The 18,925-nt window shown below is 72.9% G+C and carries 18 protein-coding genes; 9 read left to right on the top strand and 9 right to left on the bottom strand.

Features of this window, described 5'->3' with window-relative positions:
- The 3 genes from bioD to bioB all read right to left on the bottom strand — a co-directional run.
- Positions 1-650: dethiobiotin synthase (gene bioD, locus EBN88_RS14420; protein WP_233580666.1), on the bottom strand; the 650-nt coding region annotated here is incomplete at its 3' end.
- Positions 651-656: 6 nt separating this feature from the next.
- Positions 657-1,973: an adenosylmethionine--8-amino-7-oxononanoate transaminase gene (locus EBN88_RS14425; RefSeq protein WP_233580667.1), complete on the bottom strand. Its 1,317-nt coding sequence runs from the start codon at positions 1,971-1,973 to the stop codon at positions 657-659.
- Positions 1,974-1,984: 11 nt separating this feature from the next.
- Positions 1,985-3,046, bottom strand: coding sequence for a biotin synthase BioB (bioB, locus tag EBN88_RS14430; RefSeq protein ID WP_122184281.1), 1,062 nt, complete (start codon positions 3,044-3,046; stop codon positions 1,985-1,987).
- A 162-nt stretch (positions 3,047-3,208) separates the two neighbouring features.
- Between bioB and EBN88_RS14435 the strand changes: the two genes are divergently transcribed.
- From EBN88_RS14435 to EBN88_RS14445, 3 genes are all read left to right on the top strand, one after another.
- Positions 3,209-4,369 (top strand): 8-amino-7-oxononanoate synthase, encoded by a 1,161-nt coding sequence (locus EBN88_RS14435; RefSeq protein WP_122184282.1) that lies wholly within the window; start codon positions 3,209-3,211, stop codon positions 4,367-4,369.
- A gap of 518 nt (positions 4,370-4,887) precedes the next feature.
- Positions 4,888-5,868 (top strand): hydroxyacid dehydrogenase, encoded by a 981-nt coding sequence (locus tag EBN88_RS14440; RefSeq protein WP_122184301.1) that lies wholly within the window; start codon positions 4,888-4,890, stop codon positions 5,866-5,868.
- Between the two features lie 145 nt (positions 5,869-6,013).
- Positions 6,014-6,829, top strand: coding sequence for an SAM-dependent methyltransferase (locus tag EBN88_RS14445; RefSeq protein WP_122184283.1), 816 nt, complete (start codon positions 6,014-6,016; stop codon positions 6,827-6,829).
- A gap of 62 nt (positions 6,830-6,891) precedes the next feature.
- Here the strand turns inward: EBN88_RS14445 and ligD are convergent, their stop codons facing one another.
- From ligD to EBN88_RS14460, 3 genes are read right to left on the bottom strand one after another with little or no spacing between them, the layout of a single operon-like run.
- On the bottom strand, positions 6,892-7,902 hold the full coding sequence (gene ligD / locus EBN88_RS14450; RefSeq protein ID WP_122184284.1) for a non-homologous end-joining DNA ligase: 1,011 nt from the start codon (positions 7,900-7,902) through the stop codon (positions 6,892-6,894).
- Between the two features lie 52 nt (positions 7,903-7,954).
- Positions 7,955-8,323 (bottom strand): DUF6256 family protein, encoded by a 369-nt coding sequence (locus EBN88_RS14455; RefSeq protein WP_147472727.1) that lies wholly within the window; start codon positions 8,321-8,323, stop codon positions 7,955-7,957.
- 15 nt (positions 8,324-8,338) lie between these two features.
- Positions 8,339-8,608: a DUF6186 family protein gene (locus tag EBN88_RS14460; RefSeq protein WP_199742359.1), complete on the bottom strand. Its 270-nt coding sequence runs from the start codon at positions 8,606-8,608 to the stop codon at positions 8,339-8,341.
- A 133-nt stretch (positions 8,609-8,741) separates the two neighbouring features.
- On the opposite strand from EBN88_RS14460, the gene EBN88_RS14465 reads away from it, so the two are divergent.
- The 4 genes from EBN88_RS14465 to EBN88_RS14480 all read left to right on the top strand — a co-directional run bounded on the left by EBN88_RS14465 (position 8,742) and on the right by EBN88_RS14480 (position 12,037).
- Positions 8,742-9,107 carry a PH domain-containing protein gene (locus EBN88_RS14465; RefSeq protein ID WP_122184287.1) on the top strand — a complete coding sequence of 122 codons (366 nt, stop codon included), beginning with the start codon at positions 8,742-8,744 and terminating at the stop codon, positions 9,105-9,107.
- Between the two features lie 76 nt (positions 9,108-9,183).
- Positions 9,184-10,254 (top strand): ATP-dependent DNA ligase, encoded by a 1,071-nt coding sequence (locus EBN88_RS14470; RefSeq protein ID WP_122184288.1) that lies wholly within the window; start codon positions 9,184-9,186, stop codon positions 10,252-10,254.
- A 393-nt stretch (positions 10,255-10,647) separates the two neighbouring features.
- Positions 10,648-11,421 carry an SAM-dependent methyltransferase gene (locus tag EBN88_RS14475; RefSeq protein WP_122184302.1) on the top strand — a complete coding sequence of 258 codons (774 nt, stop codon included), beginning with the start codon at positions 10,648-10,650 and terminating at the stop codon, positions 11,419-11,421.
- 88 nt (positions 11,422-11,509) lie between these two features.
- Complete coding sequence (locus EBN88_RS14480) at positions 11,510-12,037, top strand: NUDIX domain-containing protein (protein WP_122184289.1); 528 nt, start codon at positions 11,510-11,512, stop codon at positions 12,035-12,037.
- Between the two features lie 24 nt (positions 12,038-12,061).
- Here the strand turns inward: EBN88_RS14480 and EBN88_RS14485 are convergent, their stop codons facing one another.
- From EBN88_RS14485 to EBN88_RS14495, 3 genes are all read right to left on the bottom strand, one after another.
- Positions 12,062-13,168: a type III polyketide synthase gene (locus EBN88_RS14485; RefSeq protein WP_122184290.1), complete on the bottom strand. Its 1,107-nt coding sequence runs from the start codon at positions 13,166-13,168 to the stop codon at positions 12,062-12,064.
- Positions 13,169-13,244: 76 nt separating this feature from the next.
- A complete protein-coding gene (locus EBN88_RS14490; RefSeq protein ID WP_233580669.1) occupies positions 13,245-14,450 on the bottom strand; it encodes a cytochrome P450 in 1,206 nt (401 codons plus the stop codon).
- A 190-nt stretch (positions 14,451-14,640) separates the two neighbouring features.
- The gene (locus EBN88_RS14495) at positions 14,641-15,915 is read right to left on the bottom strand and encodes an ROK family transcriptional regulator (RefSeq protein ID WP_122184292.1); all 1,275 of its coding nucleotides are present in this window, start codon (positions 15,913-15,915) and stop codon (positions 14,641-14,643) included.
- A gap of 309 nt (positions 15,916-16,224) precedes the next feature.
- Between EBN88_RS14495 and EBN88_RS14500 the strand changes: the two genes are divergently transcribed.
- Both EBN88_RS14500 and EBN88_RS14505 read left to right on the top strand, forming a co-directional pair.
- Positions 16,225-17,913: an ABC transporter substrate-binding protein gene (locus tag EBN88_RS14500; protein ID WP_122184293.1), complete on the top strand. Its 1,689-nt coding sequence runs from the start codon at positions 16,225-16,227 to the stop codon at positions 17,911-17,913.
- A gap of 9 nt (positions 17,914-17,922) precedes the next feature.
- A complete protein-coding gene (locus EBN88_RS14505) occupies positions 17,923-18,912 on the top strand; it encodes an ABC transporter permease (protein ID WP_122184294.1) in 990 nt (329 codons plus the stop codon).
- Positions 18,913-18,925 lie beyond the last annotated feature (13 nt).

Raw genomic sequence — 18,925 nt, forward strand, 5'->3', positions numbered from 1 at the left:
CGCAGCGCGCCCGCCCCCGCCGGCACCGCGCCCAGCAGCGGCGCGCCCGCCGCCACGGGCAGGTCGGCCAGGTTGCAGCGGGCCGCCAGGTCCGGCTCGGCCGGCCAGCTGCCGATCACCACCCCCGCCAGCCCCAGCCCCCGCGCCGCCAGCGCCTCCGCCGTCAGCGCGGTCAGGTTGAGCGTGCCGAGCCCTGCGGCCACCACCACCAGCACCGGCGCCCCCAGCAGCACCGCCGCGTCCGCCAGCGTGCCGCCCGTCTCGTCCAGCCGCACCAGCAGCCCGCCGGCGCCCTCCACCAGCACCAGGTCGTGCTCGCTCGCCAACTCCTCGGCCGCCTTGGCCACGTCGGCCGGACCCACCGGCGGCAGCCCACACCGCGCGGCGGCCGTCGCCGGCGCCAGCGGCTCGGGGAACCGCGCCAACTCCCGCGCCGTCAACGGCCCGGCCAGCCGCGCCGCCTCGGCGGCGTCGCCCGGCTCGCCCGGCGCCAGCCCCGTCTGCGCCGGCTTCAGCACCGCGACCCGCCGCCCGGCGGCCAGCGCCACCGCCGCCACGGCGGCCGTCACCACCGTCTTGCCGATCTCGGTCCCGGTCCCGCTGACCACCAACACCCGCCCACCAGGCGGCTGTTCACCCACCACACGCACGGCGCCTCACCCCGCCCGCGCCGCCGCCACGGCGGCAGCGCAGATCCGCGCCACGTCGGCGTCCTCGGTCACATAGGGCGGCATGGTGTAGATCAGGTCCCGGAACGGCCGCAGCCACACGCCCGCGCGCACCGCCGCCTCCGAGGCGGCCGGCAGGTCCACCGGGTGGTCCAGCTGGATGACCCCGATCGCGCCCAGCACCCGCACGTCCCGCACCCCGGGCAGTTCGACCGCCGGCGCGAGACCGGCCCGCAGCCCGGCCTCGATCCGCGCCACCTCGCCGGCCCAGTCCCCGGCCAGCAGCAGGTCGACCGAGGCCAACGCGACCGCGCAGGCGAGCGGGTTGCCCATATAGGTCGGCCCGTGCGCCAGCACCGGCACCTCGCCCCGCGAGATGCCCTCCGCCACCCGGGGCGTGCACAGCGTCGCCGCCAGCGTCAGATAACCCCCCGTCAACGCCTTGCCCACGCACAGCACATCGGGCACCACACCCGCGTGCTCGGCCGCGAACAGCCGCCCCGTGCGGCCGAATCCGGTGGCGATCTCGTCGAAGACCAACAGCACCCCGTGCTCGTCGCACGCCTCCCGCAGCACCCGCAGATACCCGGGGGAGTGGAACGCCATCCCGCCCGCCCCCTGCACCACGGGCTCGACCACCACGGCCGCCAACTCCCCCGCGTGCTCGGCGACCAGGGCCCGCAGCCGCCCGACGTAGTCGGGGTCGGGCGGCGCGTCGAACCCGGGCGGCGGGGCGTCCGCGAACACCTGACGCGGCAGCGCCCCCGACCACAGCTCGTGCATCCCGCCCTCGGGATCGCAGACCGACATCGCGTGCCAGGTGTCGCCGTGATAGCCGCCCCGCCACGTCAACAGCCGCCGTCGCTCCGGGTGTCCGACCGAGACCCAGTACTGGAGGCACATCTTCAGCGCCACCTCGACGGACACCGAACCCGAGTCCGCGAGAAACACGTGCCGCAGCTCGCCGGGCGTCAACTCCACCAGTCGCGCGGCGAGTTCGACGGCCGGACGGTTCGTCAGGCCGCCGAACATCACATGGCTCATCCGCCCCAGCTGCTGGGCCGCCGCCGCGTCCAGCACCGGGTGCCGGTAGCCGTGCACGGCCGACCACCACGAGGCCATCCCGTCCACCAACTCCCGTTGCCCGAAAGCCGGTTCGGCCAGCCGCAGCCGCACCCCACGGGCCGACTCCACCAGCAGCGGAGCGCTGGCCGCCGGCATCGGACCGTAGGGGTGCCAGACGTGTTCCCGGTCGAGCGCCAACACGTCGGCGGGGCGCCGCACCGTCTGACCAGGCGTCAACACAGCGCGCCCCCTCAGGCGTTGGGCGGAAGGTCGGTGCCCGCGCCCCGGCGGCGCACCGTCACCAGGCCGTCCCGGTGCGCCGGCAGCGTGTCGCTGTCCGCGCCCTCCACCTCGAACCCCGCGTCCGCGATCATCGCCAGATCCTCCCGGCCCGCCTGGCCCTCGCTGGTCAGGTAGTCGCCCAGGAAGATCGAGTTCACGATGTGCAGCGCCAGCGGTTGGAGCGACCGCAGATGCGTCTCCCGCCCGCCGGCCAGCCGCACCTCCACATCCGGGCAGACGAACCGCGTCATCGCCAGCACCCGCAGCGCCCGCGCCGGCGTCAGCTCCCACGTTCCCGCCAACGGGGTGCCCTCGAACGGCATCAGGAAGTTCACCGGCACCGAGTCCGGGTCCAGGTCCCGCAGCGCGAACACCACGTCCACCAGGTCCTCGTCGCTCTCGCCCATCCCCGCGATCAGCCCCGAACAGGCCGAGAGCCCCGCCGACCTGGCCTCCCGCACCGTGGCCACCCGGTCCTCGTAGCCGTGGGTGGTGCAGATGTCCCCGTAGGTCGCCTCGGAGGTGTTGAGGTTGTGGTTGTAGGCGTCGGCCCCCGCCGCGCGCAGCCGGCCGGCCTGCCCCTCGGACAGCAGCCCCAGGCAGGCGCAGACCTCCACCTCGGGATGGCGCTCGCGCACCGCCTCGATCGTCTTCGAGACCCGGTCCACGTCCCGGTCGGTCGGCCCCCGGCCGCTGGCCACCAGGCACACCCGCTTCGCGCCCCCGGCCACCCCGGCGCTCGCCGCCTCGGCCGCCTCCTCCGGCTTCAGCCAGGTGTACTTCAGCACCTCGGCCTTCGAGCCCAGCCGCTGCGAGCAGTAGAAGCAGTCCTCGGGGCAGCGGCCCGACTTGAGGTTCACCAGGTAGTTCAGCTTCACCCGCCGCCCGAACCAGTGCCGGCGCACCCGGCCGGCGGCGGCCACCACGTCCAGCAGCTCGTCGTCGGAGGTGGCCAGCACGGCCAGCGCCTCCTCGCGGGTGGGCCGCGCACGGCGCAGCCCCTTGTCCACCAGCCGGTCCAGAAGGTCCATGGCTCCCGATCCTGTCGCACCGGGCCCCCAAGGTCCAAGGTGGAACCCCACAACAGCGGTTGCCGGCCGTCTGTCCGTCTCCGCATGTTGCGCGGGCCGGCAGGCCATTAGCTTTATGGGCAGTCAACAAGACCGAGGATCGCGAAACGGGGGAGGGCCGGCATGACGACGCCCCCGCGCCCGGCCCCCGCCCACGTGCTGGACTGGCTCGACGAGGCCGCCGAACGCCGCGCCAAGGCCGGCCTCACCCGGCGACTGCGCCCCCGCGCCGCCGACTCGACCGCGCTGGACCTGGCCGGAAACGACTACCTCGGCCTGGCCCGCCACCCCGAGGTGAAGGCGGCCGCCGCCGAGGCCGCCCACCGCTGGGGCGCCGGCGCCACCGGCTCCCGCCTGGTCACCGGCAGCACCGAGGCCCACGCCCAACTGGAGGCGGAGCTGGCCGCGTTCTGCGGAACGGAGTCCGCGCTGGTCTTCGCCTCCGGCTACGCCGCCAACCTGGCCGCCCTCACCGCCCTCGCCCCCGCCGGAACCCTCCTCGTCTCCGACGCCGGCAACCACGCCTCGCTCATCGACGGCTGCCGGCTGGCCCGCGCGACGACCGCCGTGGTGCCGCACGCCCAACCGGCCGCCGTCGCCGCCGCGTTGGCCGGCCACGACGGGCCGGCGCTGGCCGTCAGCGACGCGGTCTTCTCGGTCGACGGGGACGCCGCGCCGCTGCCCGCGCTGGCCGAGACCTGCCGGGCCCACGGCGCCGCCCTGCTGGTCGACGACGCGCACGGCCTCGGCGTGCTCGGCCCCGGCGGGCGCGGCGCGCTGGCCGGGGCGGGCCTCGCCGGGGCGCCCGACGTGGTGGCCACGGTGACCCTCTCCAAGGCCCTGGGCAGCCAGGGCGGCGCGGTGTTGGGCCCGGAACGGGTGATCAGGCACCTGGTCAACACCGCCCGCACCATGATCTTCGACACCGGCCTGGCACCGCCGGCCGTGGCCGCCGCGCTGGCCGCCCTGCGCCTGCTGCGCGCCGAGCCGGCGCTGGCGGAACGGGCCAGAACGACGGCGGCCACCCTGCACCGACGCCTCACCGCCGCCGGACTGACCGCCCACCCCCCGGCCGCCGCCGTGCTGTCCCTCCGCGCGCCCTCGCCCGAGGCGGCCCTCGCCTGGGCCGAGTCCTGCCGGGGCCGGGACCTGCTGGTCGGCTGCTTCCGCCCGCCCTCGGTCCCCGACGGCATCTCCCGCGTCCGCCTGACCGCCCGCGCCGACCTCACTCCGACCCAACTCGACACCGCCGTCACGACGTTGACCGCCACGGCCCCCCACTGACGCGGCCTCGCCCCGTGGGCGAGCCCGCGCCCCACCGGAGCCGGGCTCCCGCTCGGCGGCCCATGCCCGTTCCCCGCCACACCCTCGCGCCGCCGCCCGCCAGGGCAGGGGATCTCAACGGCGGCTCCTGTTGACGGGGCGCGTCGGCCGAGGTCGCCCCCGCAGGCGCGGGGCGCCGACGGTCTCGGCGGTCAACGGCCGGCCCGCGCGGCCCCGTTGATCACCGCCGCGGTCAGCCACCGAGGGAACGCCGCCGCGCCGGTACGGGGGCGCCCCCGCACCGTTGGCCGCCGCCCGCAGGGCACCCGCGCCGGCCCGCGCCCGCGCGCACCACCTCGCCCGGGGAGCCCCCAGGGCTCCCGCGTCCCGCCCCAACCCCCGTCGCATACCATGCACGGGGTTCAGCAATCGCTTACCGCCGCCCCCACCTCGACAGCTCCACCTCGACAGCACCGCCTCGACAGCCCCACCCCCGGAGGAAGCACGTGCAGCGCCGACTGCCCCAGGCCGCTCTCGCCATGTTCCCCGACCTCCCGGACCGTCTCTTCACCCCGGCCCAGCTGGCCCGACTCCGGGAGCTGGCCGACCTGGGAGACGGTTCGGTGCTCACCGAGTTCACCTCGCCGGCCGCCCGCGCCAGGCTCGGCGAGGTCGAGGTGCTCATCACCGGCTGGGGCAGCCCCGTCGTGGACGAGGCGACGCTCGCGGCGGCCCCCAACCTGCGCGCCGTGCTGCACTCCGCCGGCACGGTCAAGGGCCACCTCTCGCCGGCCTGTTGGGAACGCGGCATCCAGGTCTCCACCGCCGCCCAGGCCAACGCCCAGCCCGTCGCCGAGTACACCCTGGCGATGATCCTGCTGACCCTCAAGGGCGTCCCGGCCGCCATGGCCCGGCTGCGCGACGGGCGTGGCCACGTCGACCTGCTGCGCCAGTTCCCCACCGTCGGCAACCACGGGCGCCGGGTCGGCCTGGTCGGCGCCTCCCGGATCGGCCGGCTGGTCGCCCAGGCGCTGCGCCCGTTCGACCTGGAGGTCGTCATCTCCGACCCCTACCTCGACGCCGAGGGCGCCGCCGCGCTCGGCGCCACCCCGCTGTCGCTGGAGGAGCTGCTGGCCACCAGCGACCTGGTCAGCCTGCACGCGCCCGCCATCGCCGAGACCCGCCACATGCTGAACGCCTCCCGCCTCGCCCTGATGCGTGACGGCGCGGTGCTGATCAACACCGCCAGGGGCGCGCTGGTCGATCACGCGGCGCTGGAGCCGGAGTTGGTCAGCGGCCGGCTGACCGCCGTCCTGGACGTGACCGAGCCCGAGCCGCTGCCCGCCGACTCCCCGCTGTGGTCGCTGGACAACGTCTGGCTCACCCCGCATGTGGCCGGCGCCCAGGGCACCGAGCTGCACCGGCTGGCCGGCGTGGTGCTGGAGGAGCTGGAGCACATCGGCGCGGGCGAGCCGTTGGCGCACCCGGTGCACGCCGCCGACCTGGGCCGCATCGCCTGATCCGGCACGGGCCCGGCCCCGGCCCGCCCCCGCGCCGGCCGCGGCCGGGACGCACGCGCGCGCCTGTGGTGAGCCTGGCCCGGCTGGCCCGCCCGGGCGGCTACGTTGGGCGTGGCAGGCCCGACGCACCGCAGGAGAAGCGCCCGTGACAGACGACGCGTCAACCCCCCGTCCCGTGCCGGTGTCCAAGATCGACACCTCCGTGCCGCACTCCGCCAGGATCTGGAACTACTGGCTGGGCGGCAGCGACAACTACGAGGTGGACCGGATCGCCGGGGACCAGTACCGGGAGGCGTTCCCCGGCATCGTGGACGTCGCCCGCTGCTCCCGGCAGTTCCTCGTCCGCTCCATCCGCTACATGGCCCGCGACGCCGGCGTCTGGCAGTTCCTCGACGTCGGCACCGGGCTGCCCACCGTGGACAACACGCACCAGGTCGCCCAGCGGGTCAACCCCGAGGCCAGGGTGGTCTACGTCGACAACGACCCGCTGGTGCTGATGCACGCCAACGCGCTGCTCACCTCGACGCCCGAGGGCCACACCGCCTATATCGAGGCCGACCTCCACGAGCCCGAGCGCATCCTTGAGGCCGCCACCGAACACCTCGACCTCGACCTCCCCGTCGGCGTGATCCTCAGCGGCATCCTCGGCCATGTCGAGACCTTCGACGAGGCACGGTCCATCGTGCAACGCCTGATGGCGGGGCTGGCCTCCGGCAGCCACATCTCCATCAACGAGGGCACCGACACCGACGAGGTGTACTGCTCCGCCCAGGCCGCCTACAACGCGTCCGGGGCCGTCCCGTACCGGCTGCGCACGATGGACGAGATCCGTGGGTACTTCGACGGTCTCGAACTGGTCGAGCCCGGCGTGGTCGCCGTTCCCCGCTGGCGCCCCGACCCGGCGGCCGGCCAGGGGCCGCAGGACGTCGGCCAGGCCGGCGGGGTCGCCCGCAAGCCCTGACGGCCGGCGCGAACGCCCGCCCGCGAGCCCCGACCCCGGCGCGAACGCCCGCCCGCCGCCCGTCACTTCTTCCTGCGGGCCCGGCTGGGCTGCACCCGGGTGGGCTCGCCGGCGACCTTGGGGTGGTCGGGCGGGTAGGGCAGGTCGCCCAGGCCGTGTTCCCGCTCGTCCCGCTCGGCCAGCTCCAGCACCGACTCCAGCCGGCACGGGTGCTCGGCCATCTCCGCGTGCGGGTCGCCCACCTCGGCGAACCGGCCCGGCATGGTGGCCAGGTCGAAGTCCTCCGGGCGGGCGTCGGGGACTTCCTCCCAGGTCAACGGCGCCGAGACCGTCGCCGTCGGGCGCGGCCTGACCGAGTAGGCGCTGGCGATGGTGCGGTCCCTGGCCATCTGGTTGTAGTCCACGAAGATCCGCTCGCCACGCTCCTCCTTCCACCAGGCCGTGGTGACCCGCTCGGGCGCGCGCCGCTCCAGCTCGCGCCCCACCGCGATCGCCGCCCGCCGCACCTGGGGGAACGTCCACTCGGGAACGATCGGCACGAAGACGTGGATGCCGCGCCCGCCCGAGGTCTTCGGCCAGCCGCGCAGCCCCAACTCCTCCAGCAGCTCCCGCAGTTCCAGCGCGGCCCGGACGGCGTCGGCGTAGTCGGTGCCCGGCTGCGGGTCGAGGTCGATCCGCAGCTCGTCCGGGTGCTCGGTGTCGTCGCGGCGCACCGGCCAGGGGTGGAACGTCAGACAGCCCAGGTTGGCCGCCCACACCACGGCGGCCGGCTCGTTCGGCGCGAACTCGTCCGCGTGCCGGCCGCTGGGGAACGAGATCCGCCCGGTGGGAATCCAGTCGGGGATGTTCTTCGGCGCGCGCTTCTGGAAGAACGCCTCGCCGGTGACGCCGTCGGGGAAGCGTTGCAACGTGGTGGGGCGGTCCCGCAGCGCCCGCAGGGCGCCGTCGGCCACGGAGCGGTAGTACTCGACCACGTCCAGCTTGGTGTAGCCGCGCTCGGGGAAGTACACCTTGTTCGGATTGCTCACCCGCACCTGGCGCCCGCCGACCGTGACCTCCAACGCCTCAGCCATGCCACCACGGTAGGTCCGGGCGCGCCCCGCCGCAGTCCGAGGCGCCGCCCGTTCACCGCGAGCGCCCCCCGCGCCCCGCCGCGCGCCGCCGGGCCCCGGCGCGCTCCCAGCCCCAGGAGGCCAGCGCGAACAGCGGCAGCGCGATCGCCAGCAGGGCCGCGCTCCCGGCCAGCCCACCCACGAGGAACCCGCCGCCCAGATCGGCCAGCCCGTAGTAGTAGCCCAGCAGCACCACGACCAGCACCGCCCAGCCGCCGAGCACCGTCTCCGCCACCCGCCAGGCCAGCGCCGCCCAGCCCCGCCGCCCGGAACGCTCACCCCGCTCCCGACGGGCCCGCGCCAGGCCCAGCGCCAGCGTGGCCACCAGCAGCACATAGCCGAGCGCCGTCATGGCCAGCACCAACGCCGTCGGGGGTCGCACCGTCGCCCGCCGCCGTCACTCGACCGGGCCGCGCAGCAGGAAGTGCCAGCCGCGCACGAAGGTGTGCCAGCCGAACCACAGCCACACCGCGAACAGCACCCAACGCCCCACCGGGTAGCGCATCACCGCGTCCATCGCGTCGCTCAGCGTCGGCAGCCCCGCCTCGGGGCGGGCCAGCGTCAGCGCCTCCCAGCCGAAGAGCGCCCCGAAGAGCACCGCCCACACCAGATAGCCCGCCACCGGATGATCCGCCACCGACGCCTCCCGGCCTCCCGATCCGTCCACGACACCCCAATGTGGCCGACCCCGGCCGCCCGGCCACGGGGGCGCGCCCGGGCGGCGCCGCACACCACCCCCGGCTGTCGGTGGGCCCGGGTACAGTGCCGGGGAGGCAACTTCGCACGGTGGGGGGCCAGTCATGGCACTGTTCGGCAACGCGCACGCGATCGACCCGGCGCAGGCGCAGCAGGAGTACGGGCGGCTGTTCGGGCAGGGGGAGCGGGTGCGGGCGGCGTTCCTGCTGATCCGGGACACGCTGCTGTTCACCGACCGCCGGCTGATCCTGGTCGACAAGCAGGGCATCACGGGGAAGAAGGTCGAGTACCACTCGATCCCCTACAAGAGCATCACCCACTTCGCGGTCGAGACCGCCGGCCACTTCGACCTGGACGCCGAGCTGAAGATCTGGGTCTCCAGCAACCCGACGCCCCTCCAGAAGACCTTCACCAAGGGCGTCGACATCTACGAGGTGCAGGCGATACTCACCCAGTTCGTCGCCGGGTAACGCGCACGGGCGCCGCCCCGCCCGAACGGCGGCGCGCCGAGGGCGGCGCCAGCGGCCGCCGGGGACAATCCGCAGCATGGAGCTGCCCGTGATGCCCCCCGTCAAGCCCATGCTCGCCAAGCCCGCCGCGCGCATCCCTCCCGGGCTGCACTACGAGGCCAAGTGGGACGGCTTCCGGGCGATCGTCTTCCGGGACGGCCCGGAGATCGAGATCAGCAGCCGCTCCACCAAGCCGCTCACCCGATATTTCCCCGAGCTGGCCGAGGGCCTCCTCGCACGGCTGCCGGAGCGCTGCGTGCTGGACGGCGAGATCGTCATCGCCCGCGCCGGGCGGCTGGACTTCGACGCCCTGCTGGAGCGCATCCACCCGGCCGACTCCCGGGTGCGGATGCTCGCCGAGCGGCACCCCTCGGGCTTCGTCGCGTTCGACCTGCTGGCGCTGGGGGAGCGGTCGTTGCTGGCCGAGCCGCTGGCCGAGCGCCGCCGGCTGCTGGTCGAGACGCTGGCCGACGCCGGCCCGCCGCTCTTCCTCGCCCCCGCCACCACCGACCTCGCGCTCGCCCGGGACTGGTACCAGCGCTACGAGGGCGCCGGACTGGACGGCGTCGTCGCCAAGCGGCCCGACCAGCCCTACACGCCCAACGAGCGCACCATGGTCAAGGTCAAGCACGAGCGGACCGCCGACTGCGTGCTCGCCGGCCTGCGCCACCACAAGAGCGGCCCCGTCGTCGGCTCCCTGCTGCTGGGCCTCTACAACGCCGACGGCCGGCTGCAACACGTGGGCGTCGCCGCCTCGTTCACCGCCAGGCGACGCGAGGAGCTGATGGCCGAGCTGACGCCGCTGCTGATGGACTCCGTCGAGGGCCATCCCTGGGCCGACTGGGCGCGCGAGGAGGCGCACGAGCGGGACCGGCTGCCGGGCGGTCCCAGCCGGTGGACCGGCGGCAAGGACCTCAGCTGGCTGCCGCTGCGCCCGGAGCGGGTCTGCGAGGTCGCCTACGACCACATGCAGGGCGACCGCTTCCGGCACACCACCAGGTTCCGCCGCTGGCGCCCCGACCGGCAGCCCGAGGAGTGCACCTACGCCCAGCTGGAGGAGCCCGTCGGCTACGACCTGGACGAGGTGCTGACCACCCGCGCCGACTGAGGGCGCGAGGGCCGCGCTCGGCGACAACGGTACGCCGGTCGCGGTCGTCTGACGTTCCGTCAGTCCTGGACGCTTTGTCGACGCATCGATAGAGCGCATCTATGATGCGTTGCTGTTATGAATCTCCGCACGCCCCGGGTCATTTCGTCCGCCACCCCCGACGATGCCCCCCGCTCCCGACCGGGGTGGGCCAGCTGAGCGAGACGACGCCGGCGGCCGGTCCGGCGGCGCACCCCGGCCGCGCCGACCGGTCCGACGGGCCCGGTCCCCACGGCGCGCGCCCCGCCACCCCGGCGCCACCCGCGCCCCGCCGTCCGGCCCCGGAGACGTCCCACCCGCACCGCAGCACCATGGCACCATCAGGAGAAACGCGCCGTGACCGAAGACGCGCCCATGATCGACCGGACGGTGCCGCACTCGGCGCGGATCTGGAACTACTGGCTCGGCGGGCGTGACTACTACGCGGTGGACCGCGCGGCGGGTGACGACTACTGCCGGATCTTCCCCGAGGTCCGCCAGGTGGCCCGCGCCTCCCGGGAGTTCCTGGGCCGCAGCATCCACTACCTGGCGCGCGAGGCCGGCATCGCCCAGTTCGTCGACATCGGAACCGGGCTGCCCACGGCGGAGAACACCCACCAGATCGCCCAACGCGTCCGCCCCGACGCCCGGATCGTCTATGTCGACAACGATCCGCTGGTCATCGCCCACGCCCGCGCGCTGATGGCGAGCGGCCCCAAGGGCGCGACCGACTATGTGCACGCCGATCTCCGCGACCCGGAGGGGGTGTTGGCGGCCGTCGACCAGACTCTGGACCTCGACCGTCCCGTCGGCCTGATCCTCAGCGGCGTCCTCGGCCATGTCGAGGAGTACGGGGAGGCGCGGGGCATCGTCAGCGCGCTGCTGGCCGCCCTGCCCCCGGGCAGCCATCTCTCGGCGAACGACGGCGTCACCGGGCGCCCCGCGTTCGCCGAGGCCCAGGGCCTCTACAACCAGACCGGCGCGGCCCCCTACCTGTTGCGCGGCCGGGCCGAGATCGCCGGCTTCTTCGAGGGGTTGGACCTGGTCGAGCCCGGCGTGGTCTCCTGCCCGCTGTGGCGTCCGACGCCCGGGGCCCGCCCGGCGCGCTCCGACCTGGAGATCGTCGGCGGCGTCGGGCGCAAGCCCTGACCCGGCCAGGGAGAGCGTAGCCTCTCCGAAGATCCCGGTCGCCCGAGGGCTCCGGGCGGAACGGAACGAAAGGCGGAGCGACGCTTCGATGGCTTACACCTATGGCCGCACCGTGACGCACTGCCCCTACTGCGGCGCCGGTTACGCCGCCGTGGAGGGCTGGCCCAGGGACTGCCCGCGCTGTGGCGAGACGCTCTGGGCCAACCCCCTGCCGGTGGCCGTCGCCCTGCTGCCCGTGGTGGCGGCGGACGGCGGCCGTGGCCTGGTGGTGGTCCGCCGGGACATCGAGCCGTGCCGTGGTGAACTGGCCCTGCCCGGCGGTTACATGGAGATCGGCGAGGACTGGCGGCAGGCCGCCGCCCGCGAGTTGTGGGAGGAGACCGGCCTGACCGTGTCCACGGAGGGCGTCACGCTCTACGACGTGCACAGCACCGAACGCAATCTCAACGTGTTCGCGCTGTTCCCGCCCGTGGACGCGGCCGGCCTGCCGCCGTCCCGGCCGACGTCCGAGGCCACCGAGTGGCTGGTGCTCACCCGCCCCGCCACGCTGGCCTTCCCCACCCACACCGACATGGCGGCCAGCTACCTGGCCGGGGCGGGGGCCGGGGCCGGCTGACGACCCCGGGGCCCGAGGGACGCCTCAGGCGACGCCGGCCCGGTGCGTCGACCCCCGGGTCTGGCCGGCCACGGCGGGCCGTTCCCCGGTCACCCAACTCCCCAGCGCCATCTCGGCGGTGATGCCCGGGCCGAAGCCCGCGATCTGCCCCCTGGCGCCCTCGGGCACGCCCCCGGCGGCGAACAGCCGCTCCAGGGCGTCGAAGACCACACAACTGGCGATGTTCCCCCGCTCGGTGAGCGTGGCCCGGCTGAAGCGGAACATCTCCGGGGGCACGTCCAGGAAGTGGCACAGGTCGTCCAGGATGCGGGGCCCGCCCGCGTGGACGATGTGGAAGTCCAGCCCCGAGACGTCCCACTCGTGCTCGGTGGCCAGGGTGCGCAGCGCGGGCGCCAGCATCTTCATGGTGGTCGGCACCCGCTTGTCCAGTTGGAAGTGGAAGCCGGTGGCCCGCACCGCGTAGGAGATCCAGTCCTCGGTGTCCGGCACCAGATGGGAGCCGTTGCGCTCAAGGCGCACCCCGCTGCCGCCCCGGCCGCGCACCACGGCCGAGGCCACCGCGTCCCCGAAGAGACCGTTGGAGAGCAGCTGCCCGACGCCCAGGTCGGTGGGCTGGTAGCAGAGCGAGCAGAACTCGCAGGCCACGATCAGCGCGTTGGTCCCCGGGTAGGCCCGACAGAAGTCGTGCGCCCGGTTGATCGCCGCGCCGCCGGCCGCGCAGCCCAGCTGGGCGATCGGCAGCTGACGCGTCTCCGGTCGGAAACCCAACGTGTTGATCAGCCAGGCGGTCAGCGAGGGCATCATGAAGCCCGTGCACGAGACATAGACGATCAGGTCGATATCCCGAACGGTCAGACCCGCCTGGTCCAGCGCCCGGTAGACCACCGGCGGCACCCGGCGCTTGGCCTCCGCCTCGTAGATCCGGTTCCGCTCCTCGAAACCGGGGTGCGCAAGCGTTTCCTCGATCGGGCGCACGATGTGTCGGGTGCGCACCCCGGTGTTCTCGATCAGCCGCAGGGCCAGAGCGAGTTGCGGATGGTCGGCGTGCGTGGTGCGTGCCAGCCGGAGGGTCTCCTCCAGGGTGAGCACGTGCTCCGGTACCGCGATCGCTGGTCTGCACAGAATGGCCATGGTCCCCTCCCCTTGCCGCGACCGGGGCCCTGGGCGCCCGGCGCGGTGTCGACGGCAGTCTCAGTGGTGGTGCCGGTCACCAAGCGACCGGAAGCTCATACGGGTAGCGCCAGATCGACTCGTCGTTCCACCGCACCCGCTCGGCCGGGACCGCGAGCCGCAGCCCGGGGAAGCGGGCGAGCAACGTGCCGATGGCCAGCCGCAGTTCCATCACGGCCAGCGGCGCGCCGATGCAGTGGTGGACCCCCCAGCCGAACGTCATGTGCGGCGCGGGCGACCGGTCCAGGTCCAGCTCGTCCGGGTTCGGGAAGCGGGCCGGGTCCCGGTTGGCCGCCAGATAGGACACGTGCACGGTGTCGCCGGCGCGGATGGTGACGTCGCCGACGCGCACGTCCTCCAGGGCGATCCGGGGAATCCCGACGCCCTTGCGGAACGGGATGAACCGCAGCAGCTCCTCCAGCGCGTCCGGCAGGCGCTCCGGCCGGGCGCGCAGCTTGGCGAGCTGCTCGGGGTGGGTGAGCAGGGTGTAGGTGATGTTGCTCAGCTGGTAGGTGCTGGTGTCGTGGCCGGTCATCATCAGGACCATCGCCATCACGGCCAGCTCGTCGGGCCCCAGCCGCTCCTCGCCGTCCCGCGCGGTGGCCAGGTGGCTGATCAGGTCCTCGCCCGGGCTGGCCCGGCGGACCTGGGTCAACTCCTTGAAGTAGGCCCGTAGTTCGGCCTTGGCCTGGATCGCGGCCTCCTTGGTGGCCGCCCCGGTGGCCATCATGGCCATCGCCCGGCGCCGCAGCTCGGGCCGGTCGTCCTCGGGGATGTCGAGGACCTCGCAGATGGTGGTCAGCGGCAGTCGGGAGGAGAGGTGGGCGACCAGGTCGGCCGGCGGGCCGTGGTCGGCCATCTCGTCCAGCAGGCCGTCCACGATCCGTTGGATCGCCGGCCGCATGGCCTCCACCCGGGGCGCGGTGAACGCCTGTGCCACCAGGCGGCGCAGCCGACTGCTGGCCGGTGGGTCGAGCAGGTTGATGGACTCGGACTGGACGATGGGCGCGGGGGTCATCCGGGGGAAGTTCCGCCCGGCGACGGCGGCCCTGCTGAACCTGCGGTCGGTGGTGACCAGCCGCACGTCCTCGTAGCGGGTGACCAGCCAGGCCGTGCCCTCGCCGTAGGAGAGGGTGACGCGGGCGACCGGCTCCTCGGTCATCAGGCGTCTGAGCGTGGGGTCGAATTCCAGCCCTTCCGCGAAGTCGAAGGGGCAGTGATGGACGGTGTCGGAGGTGGCCAAGGGAGGCGCTCCAGTTCGTCGGGGATCGCCTGGACGAATCGTTCTGTCCCCGTCCCGCGACGCGGTCATGTGCCGCCCCTGCGGAATTAACCCGTTAGAGGAGAGATACCGCGATATTTCTTCACTTAGGGTGGTGCGCTCCCTTGAGGTCGCCGGGGCGCACGGCGCGCGCTCCCGCGCCCGCCGCAGGTCAGCGGCTCGTTGGCTGGCCCGTTGGCTCCGCGTCGCCCAGGTTGTCCGGCAGGCGCAACCCCTCGCGCAGCGGCACCAGTTCGGACTGGAGCACGAGCGCGGCGGCGCCGATGGCCGGCGCGGTGGCGGCCGAGCGGGAGAGCCGCACGGTGATGGAGTGGGTGGCCCGGGAGAAGAACGCGCGGTCCAACTCGTCCCGCACCACCGGCAGATAGATCGAGCCGGCGATCGCCAGGCTCGGCCCGGTGAGCACCAGCTGCTCCAGGTCCATCACGTTGGCCAGGGTGCGGGCGGCGATCGCGAGGTGCCGCGCCGAGTTCTCCAGCAGCTGCTTGGCGCGGGCGTCGCCGCGCAGCGCGGCCCGGGTGATCGCGGCGAAGTCGGCGAGCCAGCGCGGGCGTTCGGGGGACTCGGCCAGCCCGGCCGCGCGGGCCAGCGCCGCGTCGGCGCGGGCGGCGCTGACCACGGCGCCGGGGCCGGCCAGCATCTCCGTGCAGCCCCGGGCCCCGCACCAGCACGCGGGACCGTTCACATCAAGACAAATATGGCCGATCTCGCCCGCGTTGCCGCTGGCGCCCCGGTAGGTGATGCCGTTGACCACGAGGCCGGCGCCGATCCCGGTGCCCATGTAGATGGCGGCGAACGTGGAGGTGCCGCCCACGTCGCCCGACCAGTGCTCGCCCAACGCGGCGGCGGTGGCGTCGTTGTCGAGGACCACCGGGAGGTGGGTGGCGGTCTCCAGCGCGCTGGCCAGTGGGTAGTCTTCCCAGTGCCGCATCGTCGGCGGGCTCACGCGCATCCCGCTGATCTGGTTCATGGGGCCGGGGGCGACCAGGCCGAGGCCCAGTATCCTGCTGCGGTCGACACCGGCGCCGTCGATCAGCGCGTCGACCTCCGTCGCCATGCGTTCCATGATGACCGCCGGATCGTCGGTGCCAACGCCTGCCCGGGACATCCGGGCGACCACCGAACCGCCCAGGTTGGTGAGCACATACGTGATTCCGGCATGGTCCAGATGCACACCGACGGCGAACCGGGAGGACTGGTTGAGCTGGAGCAGCACCCGGCGTTTGCCGCCGGTGGACTCCGCCCGGCCGGACTCCAGCACCAGCCCGTCGTCGATGAGGCGACGGACCACGGTGGAGATGGTGGCGCCCGTGAACCCGGTGGCCTTCACGAGCCCGACCCGGCTGATGGTGCCGGCTGCCCGGATCACGTCGAGCACCGCCGCCCTGCTGCTGGCATGGGGGGTCGCTCCGGCAGGTCCGCTCACTGAATCCTCATCCTCCGCACTCCGCGCGAGAGTTCACCGCTTCGGTACGCGTCGCCCAGGTGACACTGCGCGACTCTTAGTTTATTTGGCTGACGAAGCATTTGGCCAGTGTGAACGACGAGACGGGAGACGCCCCATGCGGCATGGCGCACGGTGGCAGCGCGGGTGCGGGGCGTGTCCGCGGGCGCGTCGTTGTCTGTTCGTGTCATTGGAGGGTTGACTTTGTTAATTCGGCGGCTTAACAATCACATACCCCTGGGTGACTCCGCCCATGCCCCAACGTCGGGGCAGGCTAAGAGAGGAACGAGAATGTCCTTGCACGCAAGGTGGCGGCGCGCGCGAGCGGCGGCGATCGGGACGGTCACGATCGGTCTGCTCGCGACCGCGTGTGGCGGGTCCGGCGGAGGGTCGTCCACCGACCCCGACACGCTGATCGTCTACACCGGCCTCGCCGGCGAGTGGCAGCGCAACTACAACCCCTACTCGCCGGAGGCGATCGAGGGGATCGGCTCCATCTACGAGCCCCTCTTCTTCTTCAACAACGCGCGCCAGGACGAGCCGGCCGGCCGGCTGGGCACCGAGTACGCCTGGAACGAGGACGGCACCGAGCTGAGCATCACGCTGCGCGAGGACGTCACCTGGTCCGACGGCGAGGCGTTCGACGCGGAGGACGTCGCCTTCACCTTCGACCTGATCCGGGACACCCCGGCGTTCAACAGCTTCGGCTTCGACGGCACCACGGAGGTCGTGGACGCCAGCCATGTGACCGTGAGCTTCGAGGACCCGGCGTATATGGACGCGCCCCAGCTGTTGGGCAAGTCGCCGATCGTTCCCGAGCACATCTGGTCCGGCATAGACGACCCCGAGACCGACATCATGGCCGAGCCGGTCGGAACCGGTCCGTTCCTGCTCAGTGACTTCAAGCCCCAGGCGTTCACCATGGAGGCCAACCCGGACTACTGGGACGGCGAGCCCGAGCTGAAGAACGTGCGCTATGTGGCGCTCTCCGGCAACCAGGCCGGCGCCGACGCCCTCGCGGCCGGCGAGATCGACTGGCAGACCGGACCGGTGCCGGACATCGCCAACTTCGAGGAAAACCACGAGGGTTACAAGGTCATCACCATCCCCATGAACCAGACGGTGTTGGTGACCTGCGCCAATGCCGAGCTGGGTTGTGAGGGACCGCAGACCGACCCGGCGGTCCGTCAGGCGATCTTCCACGCCATGGACCGCGAGACCCTCAACTCGCTGGCCTTCCAGAACACTTCCAGCGAGATCTCGCCCGGATTCGCCCTCCCCGAGCGTGACGCGGCCTATGTCTCCGCCGACCTGGAGAACCGCACCGCCAGCATGACCGCCGACACCGCGCAGGCCGAGGAGATCCTGGAGGCCGCCGGCTATGTCAGGGGCGGCGACGGCATCTACGCCAAGGACGGCGTCAAGCTGGAGATGACCGTCAACGTGGTGACCGGCTGGACCGACTACATCACCGCCGTCAACACCATGGCCGAGCAGCTGAACGAGGTCGGCATCAAGCTGACGGTCAACCAGGCGTCCTGGAACGAGGTCACCGACAGCCGCAACACCGGCAACTTCCAGCTGGCGATCGACTCGCTCTACCCGGGTGCCTCCCCCGACCCGTACTACATCTACTACCAGTTCTTCCACAGCCAGAGCACCAAGCCGGTCGGCGAGAGCGCCAACCCGAACTGGTCCCGCTACGCCAACCCCGAGGTGGACGCGGCGATCGAGGAGCTGGCGCAGCTCAACCCGGAGGACGGCCAGGAAGCCCGTCAGCCGTACTACGACACCATCCAGGCCGCCATCGAGCGGGACATGCCCTACATCCCGATCATGGTCGGCGGCACCACCAGCGAGTTCAACGCCGGCAAGTTCTCCGGCTGGCCGACGGACGTGAACCTCTACGCCTTCCCGGCCGTGTGGTCGCGCCCCGACCAGGCCGAGATCTACCGCAACCTGAAGCCCGCCGGTGAGTGACGCTTCCTGATGAGGTACTACGTCCGGAAGCTGGGGTTCTATCTCGTCGCCCTGTGGGCGGCGTTGACCCTGAACTTCTTCATCCCGCGAATGATGCCGGGCAACCCGGTCGACGCGCTGCTGGGCAAGCTCCAGCAGCGCGGCGGCCAGGTCGGCCCCGAGGTCCGCGAGTCCTTCGAGGCGCTGCTCGGGTCCGACTCGGGCGAGCCCCTGTGGAACCAGTACTTCACCTATCTGGGCAACCTGGCCAGAGGTGATCTCGGTATCGCGACCAGTGCCTTCCCGGCCAAGGTCAGTGACGTCATCGGGCAGTCCCTGCCCTGGACCGTCGGCCTGGTGGGCATCGCCACCCTGCTGTCGTTCGCGCTGGGCGTGGTGCTCGGCGCGGTGGTCGGCTGGAAACGAGGCTCCTGGCTGGACCACCTCGTTCCGGCCACCACCGTGCTCTCGGCGGTGCCGTACTTCTGGCTGGCCCTGATCTTCGTCCTGATCTTCTCCTCCCAGCTCGGGTGGTTCCCGCTCAACCACGGCTACGACGTGGCGCTGTCCACCGGCTGGAACTGGGAGTTCATCAGCTCGGTGATCGAGCACGGCACCCTGCCGGCCCTGACCATCGTGGTCTCCTCGGTGGGCGGCTGGCTGCTGGGAATGCGCAACATGATGGTCTCCACCATCTCCGAGGACTACATCCTCACCGCGCAGGCCAAGGGGCTCCGCAACCGCCGCATCATGAGCCGCTACGCGGCCAGGAACGCGGTGCTGCCCTCGGTGGCGGGCTTCGCCATCTCGCTGGGCTTCGTGGTCTCCGGCTCGATCATCACCGAACAGGTCTTCTCCTACCCGGGCATCGGCTCGCGGCTGCTGTCGGCCGTGCAGAACAGCGACTACGCCCTGATGCAGGGGATCTTCCTGGTCATCACGGTGGCGGTGCTGGGGGCGAACCTGGTCATCGACCTCCTGTACGGGGCCATCGACCCACGTACCCGAGTCGAGAACTGAACGGAGCGGCATC

This window comes from Streptomyces triticirhizae (genome assembly GCF_003696235.1).
Taxonomy (GTDB): Bacteria; Actinomycetota; Actinomycetes; order Streptomycetales; family Streptomycetaceae; genus Streptomyces; species Streptomyces triticirhizae.